The organism is Psychrobacter sanguinis (assembly GCF_020736705.1).
Classification (GTDB): domain Bacteria; phylum Pseudomonadota; class Gammaproteobacteria; order Pseudomonadales; family Moraxellaceae; genus Psychrobacter; species Psychrobacter sanguinis.
Window position 1 is genome coordinate 303,119 of record NZ_CP085990.1, and the last position, 13,554, is coordinate 316,672.

The following is a 13,554-nucleotide window of genomic DNA, read 5'->3' on the forward strand; positions in this document are numbered from 1 at the left end:
AAAAGCTTAATAGCCTAACCGTAGACACTCTGACCATAATTAATCTAATATTGAGCGGTTGACTTTATGTTGAGTAAAATTGGAAAACAAAAAAACAGGCAGTAGCATCAGCCTACTGCCTGTTTTTTGATTTATCTTAACTTTCATTAGCTTATTTCAGAATCATGGTCGTTGAAATAACAATTTCTTCAGATAAAAACTGTACCGTAAATATTAGAAATAGCCCCGCATTAAACCTGATTGCTAAACAAACCAACCATCCAGCTACTTACGCTCCAAAGTGCAAGCCCCATTAGTATCAGCACAATTAATCCTAAAATATCAGGAATATGCAAATAAACCCAAGCCATCACTGGATTTCGCCAAAATTTCGAGCGCTGCTGCTTTTTTTGCAATGCTTGATGCATAAATGGACGCTCAATATGAGCGGTCTCCTCTATGTCATATTCCGTCTTTAAGTGTGCCCTTACAATCTCTAACGTCTTACGACTGGGTCGTAAAAAGACATCCATGACGGTGCCAGCTACGGGCACCACTCCAACTACCAAATCAATTAAGGCCAACCTAATAGCCGGTATTAGTTTAGCTGCTGGCACACCCAGTCTTCTGCCTAACACAAAAGCATAGCCCGTTAATAACAGCCCTGCCACATCACCTGCTACCGGAATAGTCGACAGTGCCGCATCTGCACCGACCCCTTGTTTGGTAAAAGGAATACGTACAAAAGAGTCCATAGTATTGGCAAATTTAGCCAAACTACGCTCCATTTCTATCGCTTGAGACCGTGTCAAACCTTCTTTAATTAGGTTTTGTTGAAACCGGCTTTGTGCCTCTAGTGAGGTTTGAGTGTTTAAGGCGGTCTTAGAAGGTTTTGCCATGAGTGAACTCTATTAATAAAGGCAGTAAGTGATGGCTTTTAAACACAGACGTTTAACTTATCCCGTTGAACTCAATCCAAACACAGCTTAAGGCGACCACTAAAAATACATAACGTCCGACCCACACATTGGCCAAAAACGCTTTGAAACAAGCCATGGGCTGCCGTGTGGCACACGCTCTATTTTGTTGCGCAAATAAAATAGCTACCAATCCTAAAGCATAGACCGGAATCAGCCCCAAGCGCGTATCAGAGAAATAGTGATACAGCACCACGCCCATTAGCCCCAAGAAGGCTGTCTGTAATAAGGCAATAATTAACACATCAAACTGACCAAACAAGATGGCAGTAGACTTGACCCCAATTTTTAAATCATCTTCGCGATCAGCCATGGCGTATTGGGTGTCATAAGCCACCGTCCAGCACATATACGCGATAAACAATAGCCAGCACCAGATATCAGGATATCCCTGTACAGCCACATAAGCCATAGGAATTGCCCATCCAAAAGCAGCTGCCAAAAACACTTGAGGTAAATGGGTATAACGTTTCATAAATGGATAAATAAAGGCTAAGAAAACTGCCCCGAGAGACCAGTAAAACACCTCTATTGGTAACCATAATAAGAGACTAGCACTCAATAGAGATAGCACCAAAAACGCCCCTACCGCCTCTTTTGCAGACAGTCTACCATTGGCCAAAGGGCGCCCCTTGGTACGACTCACTGAGCCATCTACTTTACGGTCTGCAAAGTCATTGATGGCACAGCCTGCCGCACGCATCAAAATAGCCCCTAAAGCAAAAATCAGTAACACAGACCAAGAAGGTAATACACTGGGTAAAGCCGTCATGGCCGCTTCAGATAACGCGCTAGGCGCCCCAAAAGCCGCCAAGAACACCGCCCATAATGTCGGCCATAATAACAATTCAATGCCTACCGGCTTATCAAAGCGAGTCAGATGAATGTAAGCTTGAAGCTTATTTCGAAAAGTAGAATGAGTCATAGCAAGTCAGCAAGGCCAATCAATTACGCCGAAATTTACTCGGTCCAATTAAAAAAAATAAAATGAAACATAAAATGAGCTGGGTATTTATCTGTCGGCAGACCGTGTCATAAATAGCCCTATCACCCACCTTATTGAAACTACCCTTAGCAAACACTTAGTCTGTGATTAACAGTTCAATCAGTTGAGCTGGCGTATCGACATGATAAGTAGGGTTTTGCGCAGCAAGTACTTCTCTACTCATTGCCCCATAACTAACGGCAATAGAAGTCATATCTAGCTGCTTGGCCATCTGTATATCATGGATACTATCTCCAATAAATATGGCCTCAGAGACCTTATGATTGGTCTCTTGTAAAATATCAATCAACATTTGAGGATCCGGTTTTGACCCCGACTCATCAGCACATCGACTGGTAACAAAATAATGACGACTTTGTGAATAGTCCATGACTCGGTCTAGTCCAGCGCGCTTTTTGCCTGTCGCTACTGCCAACTGCTTATGTTGTCGTTTAAGCTGCTGCAACATACCCTCAATGCCTTCAAAAAACTGTGAATGAGGCTGATTAGGTGCAATACTTGCCTGCACATAATAGTCAGCATAGCTTTGCTGAATCGCTAAATGCTGCTCTGGGGTGGCTTGCGGATACAAGATCTGTATCCCGCGAATAAGACTTAAGCCGATAATAGATTTAACCGCTTCATCAGTGGTATAAAACCCATTGGCTTCACCGGCGATATGCATAGATTTAACAATTAAACCTATGGAATCCATCAACGTACCATCCCAATCAAAAATAATGAGCGACTTATCACGTAAGTCACTCATCATTGTTGAATTCTGTGCTTTTGAGTTCACCGCTGCCGATGACATCAAATGAGACATGTTGCCTGTCCTTATTCTAAATCAATGGGTTATAAAGTCATATATCCTAAGTCAGTGGTTACTGCCCACTGACTGCTTTAATCTAAGTTTAAGTCAGCAGGCAACAAAGATTGCATGTCTTCTGGTAGCGGTGCTTTAATAGTTTCATACTCAGGAATATCTAGTTGCCACGCATGTAGACACAGACGACGCACCCCAGAGTTATCCTGAATATGGTATTTGTCATCACCCAGAATAGGATGACCTAAATAAGCCAAATGCACTCGGATTTGATGGGTGCGGCCCGTATGTGGCATCGCTTCAATGAGACTAACCGGCTCACCATTAATTTCAAAGCGGGCCAATACCTTGCACGTGGTTTGGCTCGTCTTAGCGTCGGGACTATTCTTATCTACCCTAACTCGTCGCTCACCACTGGCAAGCGTATAACGCAATAACGGCGCATCAATGCTGATATCGTTCAACGCAGGTTGCCCTTTGACGATACACAAGTAATGCTTTTGGATGGTCTTCTCGCGTAAATGCTCTTGTAACACTTTTAGGGTCGAGCGCTTCTTAGCAATCATCAATAAGCCGGAAGTGTCTTTGTCAATACGGTGCACCAATTCTAGATATTTTTTACTAGTGGCATCGCGCATGGCTTCAATAACCCCGAAGTCCAAGCCGCTACCACCATGCACTGCCATACCAGAAGGCTTATTTAATACAATAAGCCCCTCGTCTTCATATACCACACGCTCTAGTAAGCTCTTAGCAAAGCCTTCGCTAATTACTGGTTTTTCACGAGTGGCCAATCTAACTGGGGCAATGCGTACCACATCACCACGCTCAAGATTGTCATAAGGCTTGCAGCGTTTGTTGTTGATACGCACTTCATCAGAGCGAATCATTTTATAAATATGGGCGCGAGGCATGCCTTTAAGACGTGCTAAGAGGAAGTTATCCACGCGCTGACCATGTTGGTGACGGGTCACTTCTAAATGATTGACCTGACTAAAATCTTTAATATCTTCATCAGCACTTTGCGGACGCGCCTTGGTAGAATGACGTCTAACCTGAGAAGGTTCAACGCCAACACTGGCCATAAGACCGTCTAAGTCACGCTCTATTTTGCTATTTTCATTATTCATTTGATCTACATTTTTCTCGGATTTTCGATGGAATTTTGACATATTTTGTTAGGTGTTTGGCAAAAGATTTGGTATAGTCTAACACGTTGACTTTGTGTCTCGTGTATTGTTATGAATAAACGCTCATTTTTTATGATCCCTTTTATAGCTTTACTCGATTACACCATTATTTGATATCTATTAGCAACAGCATACCTGTTTGGCATAAAGTATCTTTTTAAATATTCCGTAGGGAATATAAAGTCAGCCCACAACGTTATTTTTATAAACAATGATTTTGGGTAGGTGGTTTAGGAGTTTATAGCTCTCTTTTGCCGACTTGGCACGACACCCCCATTTAAATTTAACATGTACACAATGTTGTAATATTTTGGAAAGACAATAGCGCGAGCCAAAAGCCGCCGCTATTAAAAGCCCAGCGAAATAATGTAGCCGCTAGTCCCGTCGTATGACCTTACGCCTTATACAACCTAAGTCTAAGCTACCGCTTATATTCCCTGGTAAACAGCATGAATATATAAGACCAAATTACGCCGAATTGGCGGTCAAATAACTGTAGTTAAACGTTTAATAAATTTTGCTTTTTGTCTGAATAAAAAAGCCGTTATTTGCCAAGTACGCCCCGCCAAATTTGGCGCTAAACTGATAATGAGATAAAACTTTAGGGTTTAACATTTAATTGATTAAGTTTATATAATTAAGACAGACTAACTCTCTGGTCACTGACACCCCACTAATTACAATACAAATTAGTTCGTCATACCGGCATGACATAAGGTGGCCCTTACACTCCGCCTTAAATGCATTAAATAGCTAGGTTCAGAATGACTTGATTATGACTATTTTCAACTTTAAGCATTAACATAGTAAGGCAGTCTTCTTGTCAATAGAAGCTGAAAACTAGCAGTAACTACGGATGTCATACATCACGTAATTAATAGTAACCTTTGAGAGCCTCATAGCTCCATATATCTTAAAGGTTTGCTATAAGCTGCATACTTAATAACAGCAGGACGCTAAAAACTGCCTCTCCCTGTTTAACGCTTAATAAATACACTGCCCTACAGTTTGATTATCACACTTGTCATTGGTCTATTTACTCATAAATACCGTTCGTTTTTACTGTAATATCAGAAAAATGCGTTATTAATAGGGCTTATATTTTAGCCACATTCATGCTCAAGCTTTACTTCTAAATACCAGCCATTGTGTGTCATGACCTAACTAGGACACAGCAATGAAACGCATTCTTATTAACGCCACTCACAACGAAGAAGTTCGTGTTGCTTTATGCAAAGGCAACCATCTTTACGACTTCGATCTTGAAAACCGCACCCGCGAACAGAAAAAAGCCAACATCTATAAAGGCCACGTTACCCGTGTTGAGCCTTCTTTAGAAGCGGTCTTTGTCGAATATGGATCAAAGCGCCAAGGCTTCTTGCCTGTTCGTGAAATTGCCAGCGAATATCTTTCTGGCAACCCTCGCGAAGAAAACATCCGTAAGCTGATCAAAGAAGGCGATGAGCTTATTGTTCAAGTCGAAAAAGAAGAGCGCGGTAACAAAGGCGCTGCCCTTTCTACTTATGTTTCTTTGGCCGGTCGCTACTTAGTCTTAATGCCAAACAATCCTAAAGGCGGCGGTATTTCACGTCAAATCTCTGGCAAACTACGCGAAGATATGAAGCGTATGCTAGGCAATTTAGACCTACCAAAAGGCATGAGCGTTATCGTACGTACCGCTGGTATTGGCAAGACTCAAGAAGACTTGCAGCATGATCTAAACCATCTGCTGAATATCTGGAATGCCATCCAAGACCAAAATAAGAAATACGCTTCTCCGCGTCTGGTACACCAAGAAGCCGGTGTGGTGACTCGCGCCGTACGTGACTATTTACGTGATGATATCAGTGAAATCTGGATTGATAATGAAGAAGCCTTTATTGAGGCTGAAACCTTTATCAAAGCGGTCATGCCCACTCAAATCGATAAGCTACGTAAATACACTGACTTTGAACCTATGTTCTCAAGCTTCAATGTTGAGCGTCAAATCGAGACTGCCTATCAACGTGAAGTTCGTCTGCCTTCTGGCGGCTCAATCGTTATTGATCAAACAGAAGCGTTAGTCTCTATCGATATTAACTCAGCCAAATCAACTAAAGGTGCCGATGTTGCAGAAACTGCTTATCACACCAACTTAGAAGCGGCTGATGAAATTGCTCGTCAATTACGTCTGCGTGATATGGGCGGTCTTATCGTCATCGACTTTATTGACATGAGCGATCACAAACATCAAAAAGAAGTTGAAAAGCGCCTAGTTGAAGCGACTAAATACGACCGTGCCCGCGTACAGTTTGGCGAAATTTCACGCTTTGGTTTGATGGAAATGAGCCGTCAACGTCTGCGTCCTTCTTTAGAGGAATCAACCGGTTATATTTGCCCACGTTGTCATGGTAATGGCATGATTCGCGACTTACGCTCTTTGTCTCTGTCTATCATGCGTCAAATCGAACAGACGGCTTTAAAAGAGCGTCATGGTGAGGTACAGGCCGAAGTACCCACTGATATTGCTGCTTTCTTATTGAATGAAAAACGCGAAAGCTTGGTTTATCTTGAGCAAGACAGTGGTACTCGCATTACCATTTTGCCACATGCTCACTTAGAGTCGCCTAACTTCAATATCCACTTTAATCATCATGGCTTTGCCCCTGCAAGCTATGAGCGTGTGACCGATACTCAGCAACAAGAAACCAGCGGCCTAGGCTATGAAGTAGACTGGCAAACTGCCGAATCTGAACGTCCAGAACAGCAGCCTATTCGTCAGCCCCGTCAATCAGCTAGCAATGCACCTACTGCAGCCGCTAACACTGCACCGACTAAGCAAGCGGCTACTACCCCAGCCCCAGCGGCAAAAAACCAAGCCCCTCAGCCGCAAACACAAGCACCTGTCGAGGCGGCTAAACCTTCTGCTGTGGCTTGGCTATCAAATTTATTTGCCCCTACCCCGCAAGCCCAGATGTCTGCTACCGTTAGCAGCGCCGATGCCGCACAAGCAATTGAAGCCATCGTCAACACCGGCGCTCAAAGCCGTGGGGCTTTTGGTCAAGTCAGTGCTGCCCCTGTCGCACCTACTCCAGCCCCACAAGCTGCGATAGTACCAGCTGCTCCCCAAGATGAAGCGAACGGCAAAGAAGACAATGACAGTGATACAGACAATGAGAGCGATAACGACAAAGATCGCCGTCGTTCGCGCAATAATAGAAGTCGTAACAAATATGACAAGCGCGCTAAACCTGAGAGTCGTCGCCGTCAACCTGAAAAAGAAGACAGAAAATCTAATAGCTCAGTAGATAAGTCAGAGACTGAGAGCTCAGCGTCAAGTCAAGACAACAGCACTGCCAAAGAGCTACCCAAACGTGAGGCCAATAGCAGACGCGACTCACGCGGTCCGATTGAGCGTGGTGAAACCAAACAGCCACAAGGCAAATCTAGCCAAGACAATCGTGCTAAACAAGACGACAGAAACAAGTCTTCAGATAGAAATGGAGGCCGTGCACAAAACGAGCGTAACGTAGATCCTAATGAAGTGAATCTACGCGTCACTGAAGCAGAAACAACGCTTAAAAAATCAGAAGTGGTTCATATCTCACTAGATGATACTAAAGCAACTTCTGCTACTGAAGCCAAGTCTGATGCTAAATCTGATGTAAAAGCGCAGCCAAAACAAGACACAAAATCTGTAGCTAAAGCGGAAGATAAGTCAGTGTCTACTGAAGAAGCGCCCGCTGAGAAAGACGTTCAGAGTAAAGCTGCAGATCATGGCAAACCAGAGTACGCTAAATCTGACACTGCTGACACTGAAGCCAAAGTAGAAGTAGTGGCTAAGCCAGAGCAAGCGCAGCCAAAACAGCCGCGTCACGCTTCAGAGGATAAGTCATCGGCTATTAAGCAGCAAAAGACCAATGAAAGCACTGCTAAGTCTGACACTATTAAGGCTGAGACTAACCGCTCTGAAGCCCAAGCGTCTGAACCAAGCAGAGCCGATGTTAGCAATGAAAAAACAGAGACTACTAAAGCTGAACCTACTGCAGACAAACCAGTGGTGTCAAACTCAACTCAAAGCTCTAAGTCTGAAAATGACAGTTTAAGCTTTGATGCCAGCGACTTGTTTGCTGACCGTTATGTGGCAGCGCAGAAGTTTGGCCAAGCCAGCAATGACCCACGCTTAATCAAAGCATCGTTGATGAAGCAACGTAAACCAGCGCCAGTTGAAGAAGCTCAAACTGTCAAAGCCGCACCCATTACTGGGTCAGTCGGTCAGTTTATCCATACTCATCTGGCACAGCCCAGCATGCGTTTGGCCAAAGACGGTGTTATTGCTTGTTTCTTAGCGGCATTAAATGCGCACAAAGAAACGTCAGGTGGCTCAACTAAGTCAATGACCAAGCGTAAGAGCACTAATCAAAGCACGCCTGAGTCGCTGCAAGCGTTTAGTTTCGTAAACTATGGCTATCAGTCATTGTCACCTAGCTACTTAGAGCGTTTTGCTCAGATGACCTCTGCTGTGGCCGCTCATAATATTGAGCAGGGTAAAACTCAGGTTGAACCAACGCCGATAGGTGCTAGAGCGACCAATGACCCTCGTGGCCAGCATCCTGACTACAATGCACCTGTTGTTGAAGTTAACACTGAGGCTAAACCCGACGTCAAATCTGAAGTCGAAACCGAAACTCAGACGGCAGCATCAGAAGTAGACGCCGCACCAGTGGTAGACAAAGTAGCACAATCTACTACTGAAGTAGCTACGAATAAGTCTTCTAAAGACACAATGGCAAGCTTACTTCAGTTAAACGTTGGCGGCTTTATCAACCAAGTCTTAGGTCAAAAAGGTCTAGATATTGTTCAGTCTGGTCAAACGGAAGCAGCTTTCCTAAAAGCGCTAAATCAACCTCAGGACCATTTAGCTTTGGCCGCTCAGAACTTAGTTCAGAAACTGTCTTCTAAAACAGTAGAAGAGCAAGTGACTGAAAGCTTAGACCAGCCAGCAACGGCTTTGGTCAATGAACCAGAGGCAGATGCCGTCAGCGACGCGAGTTCTAAATCGTTGAAAGAGACGCAGCACCCTGAAACCTCAACGCCAAGCCAAGAAGCTCAAGAATCGTCTGCAACGGCGTCAAATAAGACCAGTATTGAGACTTATAAGAGTATGATTGAAAATATCTCTGAGCAACTATTGCCTCAAACGGGTCTGTTAAACTTGACGTCACCTAAGGTGCCAAAAGCACGCAGTCGTAAGACCAAAGAAGAGCAAAAGAAGCAGGTTCAGGCAGATAATACCTCTGAGAACAACAATGAAAGCTAATTGTTTTAGAACGGTTGCTTAAGGTACCTGCTGCCATAGATGATGTTTCTATGGCAAATGGTACAAGTTAATGACACGAAAAAGGCCACTTATAATAAGTGGCCTTTTTTTATATTGTCTTTTATTGAAGTGCTATTGATCAGTTATCTCAGTTGAGTTGAGCTTATGCAATTTAATCAGCTTTCTCATTACGTAGTCCTAAACATTAGGCTCAGTCTCAACTAACCTGACTGAGCCGCCCTGCCTTAATGAGCGTTTGAACGCATCTTTTTGATCATCGTGACTATAAATAAAACAACCAAACCAATGCCAAAACCGATAACCCCATTTAAAAGGTTAGCAGATAAGCCTTCAAATACTCCAGTTAGGTCGGCAAGGTCTTCTACCGCATGTTCTAAGCTGTTCACACCATGCACGATAATACCGCCACCTACTAAGAACATCGCTAGTGTACCCACGATAGTTAGTACTTTCATCAATTTAGGCGCTGCAGACAATAGAAACTGGCCTATTTTTTGAGTAGTATTACTGGCCCCTGGCTTGCGCATCATATGCAGGCCTATGTCATCAATTTTAACAATAAAACCAACTAAGCCGTAAATACCAATAGTAACTGCAATTGCAATAATTGAAAGGGCCAAACTCTTATCTACCAAATTCGCGGCAGTCATAGTACCTAAACTAATCACCACAATTTCAGCCGATAAGATAAAATCGGTACGGATCGCTCCTTTTACCTTTTCCTTTTCCATGGCCACTAGGTCAACGCTTTCATCAGCGTTTGCCGCTACCCGTGCTTGCTGCTCTTCATCATCAGGTAAAAGTCTCGGCCAAAACTTATGAACCACTTTTTCAGCGCCTTCAAAGGATAAAAATAAGCCTCCGACCATAAGTAACGGCGTAATAAGCCAAGGCACAAAAAAACTAATTACAAGTGCGGCGGGTACGAGGATTAATTTATTTATAAAAGAGCCTTTTGCCACTGCCCAAACTACAGGCAGCTCACGACTGGGCTTAACCCCACTTACCTGCTCAGCATTTAGCGCTAGATCATCACCCAAGACCCCAACCGTTTTTTTGGCGGCGACTTTGGTCATAGTTGCTACATCGTCCATAATCAAACTAATATCATCGAGTAACATTAATAGACTACCAGCTGCCATAAAATCTCCTTAAAAACCGTCACTTACCTTACCTTCTACTTTATTTATTGCCTACTAACTGAATCTCTTATTAAAGAGGCTAGAAATCATATAAATAGAAATCATATGAATAGCGCCATTAAAAATAATGTTAAAAACCACGCTGAAAGTGAGTTCAAAAGACAGACATCAAAGCTATTAAACATTGATATAGTAAAAGTAAGACAAGTGCGATATAAAATTAATATGTATTTAAATTAAGTATATATTTTCTACTGACGGGTAGTTTATCTCGTAATTTAACTAAAATCATATTACGATTGTAAGCATAGCCCCTTTTTGTATTAATTTATTTTAACAGCGACCCGCTATTTTTCTATTATTAACTGACTGTTTCAGCGCAATCACATTAACTGGTAACGCAACCGCTGTTCACTTTGAGCTATTTATTAAGGCAAAAGTTATAACAAAAACACTTCATTTCATAAAACACAGCGGCTCTATAGAACAGAGCCGATCTTCAAAATAGATAAGGATTTCTCATGCAGCCTATTACTTCTTTAAAGCACTCGCTTCTGGTCACATCATTAGCCGCCATAACCTTATCAAGCCTCAATGGTTGTAGCCCTCAGCAAGACATTTCCAATGCAAATGAGCCAAGTAGTAACGTTATTCAAAATTCTGAGGTGGTTGAGGCCGCACCGGTAATCTTGGTTGAATCCGATAGGTCTTATAGCAAGATGTCAGCTCCAGCCAGTATTCGAGCTCCTTCCTCAATGCCATCAATTGGAACCTCTATCTCTAATTCTGAAAACTATGCTGAAATAGAGCGTAATGCTGTCCATGCTACTCATGAGCAAGCTTTTGCGACTTTAAGCATTGATAACGATACTGGCAGCTATGCCAACGTCCGTCGCTTTTTAAATAATGGCAGTCTACCCCCGACTGATGCTGTTAGAGTCGAAGAGCTAATTAACTATTTTAATTATGATTTCAAAAATGCAAAAAAGCAGGGTAATGCCCCCTTCTTAGTCACCACAGAGGTGGTCAAATCACCCTGGCATGCCACCAATCGAATTGTAAAAATAGGCATCAAGGCAGAAGACGTCCTCGCTACCAAACAAAACCAACCAGCAGCCAACTTAGTATTTTTGGTAGATGTATCGGGCTCAATGAATAGCGATGACAAGTTGCAGCTGGCCAAAGCCAGTCTTAAAATGCTGACTAAACAGCTGCGAGCGCAAGACACCATCACACTGATTACCTACGCTGGGAATACTGAAGTTGTGTTGCCAGCAACCCCAGGCAATCAAACTCAAAAAATTCTCAACGCCATAGATAATTTAAGTGCCAATGGGTCAACCAATGGTGAGGCGGCGATTAAATTAGCCTATCAACAAGCCGAAGAGAACTTTAAAAAACAAGGCATTAATCGTATTTTAATGCTGACCGATGGCGACTTTAATGTGGGGGTATCTAACGTCAAAGATATGTTAGACATTATTCGCAACAATCGCGATAAAGGCATCTCTTTATCCACCTTAGGTTTTGGTCAAGGTAATTACAACGATCATATGATGGAACAAATTGCAGACAACGGCAATGGCAACTACAGTTATATCGACTCTTTGTCAGAGGCTAAAAAAGTATTGATTGATGAAATGTCTTCCACCTTTAATACCGTGGCCAAAGACGTTAAAATTCAACTTGAGTTTAACCCAGCCGCTGTCTCTGAATGGCGATTAATAGGTTATGAAAACCGCTTACTGGCCAAAGAAGACTTTAATAATGATAAGGTAGATGCTGGAGAGTTAGGCGCCGGTAAATCAGTAGTGGCATTGTTTGAAGTGACCCCAACAGGCGCAAAAGGCTTATTGGAACCCAGTCGTTATCAAAATACGACTACGGTCTCTGGTCAGAATAAAAATGAGCTTGGCTTCTTAAAGATTCGCTATAAATCCCCCGACGCTGACACCTCAAAACTGTTAAATTTTCCTATTGCTAATAAAGTGACGACTGCCTCTGCAGATACCAATTTTGCGATGGCAGTCGCCGGTTACGGTCAACTACTGACTCACAGTAAATATGTCAACGGTTTAAACTATAAGCAAGTTGCCGGACTGGCTAAATCTGGCTTAAATAGTAACGTAGACAAAACCGGTAGTCGCAGTGAATTTATTAAATTGGTTGAATTAGCAGATGGGTTACAATAGACCCACTAAGGGTGTTCAAAAAGAGGTCTAATTTGCTACATCCCATTGATTATTGCTTTCTTTGGTTTGGTTTAGTTCAGTTAGTTTAATTTCGTTTCATTCAATTTTTTAGTTAGCAGCTGGCCTTATTCCATAATGTCAGCTCTGTCGTTGAGAGTCCCTATGCAAAACTACAAGCAAAAATGCAAAAGCTTAAGTCTTTTCTCTACTCATAAGCCAGTCTTGCAAAAAACAGCCAGTCCCAAAATACTGTCTACCTTAGCAATGGCTGTTGCGGCCAGCTCTGTGTTGATACTGTCTGGTTGTAATAAAGAGTCCCCTGTCAAAACAGAGACTCCGGTAGATGTCACGCAGTCGTCTAACGCTGCCACTACCTCATCTAAGTCTGCACAACATAATGGTGTCGAGGCGGAAGATACAGCAGGCAATGAACACGTATTTACGCGGGATAAGCCATTAAGTATTGACTGGGATCGTATTGATTCAGGACAAAAGCCTGTTGCCCCTGACACCTTTAAATATCCTTTTGAGTTGAATGGTGACTCGGTGAAATCACAGGCCAAATTCTCAAACATTACCCCAAAGCAAGCTCAGCATGCCTTAACCGTTGGCATGGCCAGTAATGAACCTCTTGAAAAAATACTCGATCAGTTAGGAGACAGCTACCTGTCGCATAAATTCTCTGAAAGTGAAGCAAAGCTGATAATTTATACCACACCCAATGTTGAGCCTAGTAAACACGATTATGTGATTGCCCATGAGTTTGCACGTGGTTTGACCTTGCCTATCGAAATTATCCCTCAGACTGCCGACCAAAAGTCAGACTCAGCGCAGCCTGCTACTGAGCAGCCAGCGACAGAACCATCCTCTACTGAACAACCCTCTACTTAACAGGAATACGCCTCTACTAAATAGAAAAGCAATGGCTGAGTCTTCACGTTAG

8 protein-coding genes are annotated in these 13,554 nt (G+C 42.9%); 3 read left to right on the forward strand and 5 right to left on the reverse strand.

The window, feature by feature from the left end; genetic code table 11:
* Window positions 1-230: 230 nt before the first annotated feature.
* The 4 genes from LK453_RS01310 to LK453_RS01325 all read right to left on the reverse strand — a co-directional run bounded on the left by LK453_RS01310 (window position 231) and on the right by LK453_RS01325 (window position 3,897).
* Window positions 231-878, reverse strand: coding sequence for a DUF4112 domain-containing protein (locus LK453_RS01310; RefSeq protein WP_201535375.1), 648 nt, complete (start codon window positions 876-878; stop codon window positions 231-233).
* Window positions 879-930: 52 nt separating this feature from the next.
* Window positions 931-1,881 carry a 4-hydroxybenzoate octaprenyltransferase gene (ubiA, locus tag LK453_RS01315; protein ID WP_201535372.1) on the reverse strand — a complete coding sequence of 317 codons (951 nt, stop codon included), beginning with the start codon at window positions 1,879-1,881 and terminating at the stop codon, window positions 931-933.
* 157 nt (window positions 1,882-2,038) lie between these two features.
* Window positions 2,039-2,755, reverse strand: a complete 717-nt coding sequence (locus LK453_RS01320) for an HAD family hydrolase (RefSeq protein ID WP_201535536.1) — start codon at window positions 2,753-2,755, stop codon at window positions 2,039-2,041.
* 89 nt (window positions 2,756-2,844) lie between these two features.
* Window positions 2,845-3,897, reverse strand: coding sequence for an RluA family pseudouridine synthase (locus LK453_RS01325; RefSeq protein ID WP_227674430.1), 1,053 nt, complete (start codon window positions 3,895-3,897; stop codon window positions 2,845-2,847).
* A 1,237-nt stretch (window positions 3,898-5,134) separates the two neighbouring features.
* Between LK453_RS01325 and LK453_RS01330 the strand changes: the two genes are divergently transcribed.
* Window positions 5,135-9,256, forward strand: coding sequence for an Rne/Rng family ribonuclease (locus LK453_RS01330; RefSeq protein ID WP_201535366.1), 4,122 nt, complete (start codon window positions 5,135-5,137; stop codon window positions 9,254-9,256).
* Between the two features lie 245 nt (window positions 9,257-9,501).
* On the opposite strand, the gene LK453_RS01335 is transcribed toward LK453_RS01330, so the two are convergent.
* Entirely contained in the window at window positions 9,502-10,419 is a 918-nt protein-coding gene (locus LK453_RS01335; RefSeq protein ID WP_201526692.1) for a DUF808 domain-containing protein, read from the reverse strand.
* A 521-nt stretch (window positions 10,420-10,940) separates the two neighbouring features.
* Between LK453_RS01335 and LK453_RS01340 the strand changes: the two genes are divergently transcribed.
* Both LK453_RS01340 and LK453_RS01345 read left to right on the forward strand, forming a co-directional pair.
* The gene (locus tag LK453_RS01340; RefSeq protein ID WP_201535363.1) at window positions 10,941-12,611 is read left to right on the forward strand and encodes a vWA domain-containing protein; all 1,671 of its coding nucleotides are present in this window, start codon (window positions 10,941-10,943) and stop codon (window positions 12,609-12,611) included.
* Between the two features lie 162 nt (window positions 12,612-12,773).
* The gene (locus tag LK453_RS01345; protein ID WP_201535349.1) at window positions 12,774-13,502 is read left to right on the forward strand and encodes a hypothetical protein; all 729 of its coding nucleotides are present in this window, start codon (window positions 12,774-12,776) and stop codon (window positions 13,500-13,502) included.
* Window positions 13,503-13,554: the final 52 nt, after the last annotated feature.

What these genes read in the sequence shown, in the direction of transcription:
- LK453_RS01335 (WP_201526692.1), bottom strand. Translation starts at nt 10,419, where the DNA reads ATGGCAGCTGGTAGTCTATTAATGTTACTCGATGATATTAGTTTGATT.
- LK453_RS01340 (WP_201535363.1), top strand. Translation starts at nt 10,941, where the DNA reads ATGCAGCCTATTACTTCTTTAAAGCACTCGCTTCTGGTCACATCATTA.
- LK453_RS01310 (WP_201535375.1), bottom strand. Translation starts at nt 878, where the DNA reads ATGGCAAAACCTTCTAAGACCGCCTTAAACACTCAAACCTCACTAGAG.
- LK453_RS01320 (WP_201535536.1), bottom strand. Translation starts at nt 2,755, where the DNA reads ATGTCATCGGCAGCGGTGAACTCAAAAGCACAGAATTCAACAATGATG.
- ubiA (WP_201535372.1), bottom strand. Translation starts at nt 1,881, where the DNA reads ATGACTCATTCTACTTTTCGAAATAAGCTTCAAGCTTACATTCATCTG.
- LK453_RS01345 (WP_201535349.1), top strand. Translation starts at nt 12,774, where the DNA reads ATGCAAAACTACAAGCAAAAATGCAAAAGCTTAAGTCTTTTCTCTACT.
- LK453_RS01330 (WP_201535366.1), top strand. Translation starts at nt 5,135, where the DNA reads ATGAAACGCATTCTTATTAACGCCACTCACAACGAAGAAGTTCGTGTT.
- LK453_RS01325 (WP_227674430.1), bottom strand. Translation starts at nt 3,897, where the DNA reads ATGAATAATGAAAATAGCAAAATAGAGCGTGACTTAGACGGTCTTATG.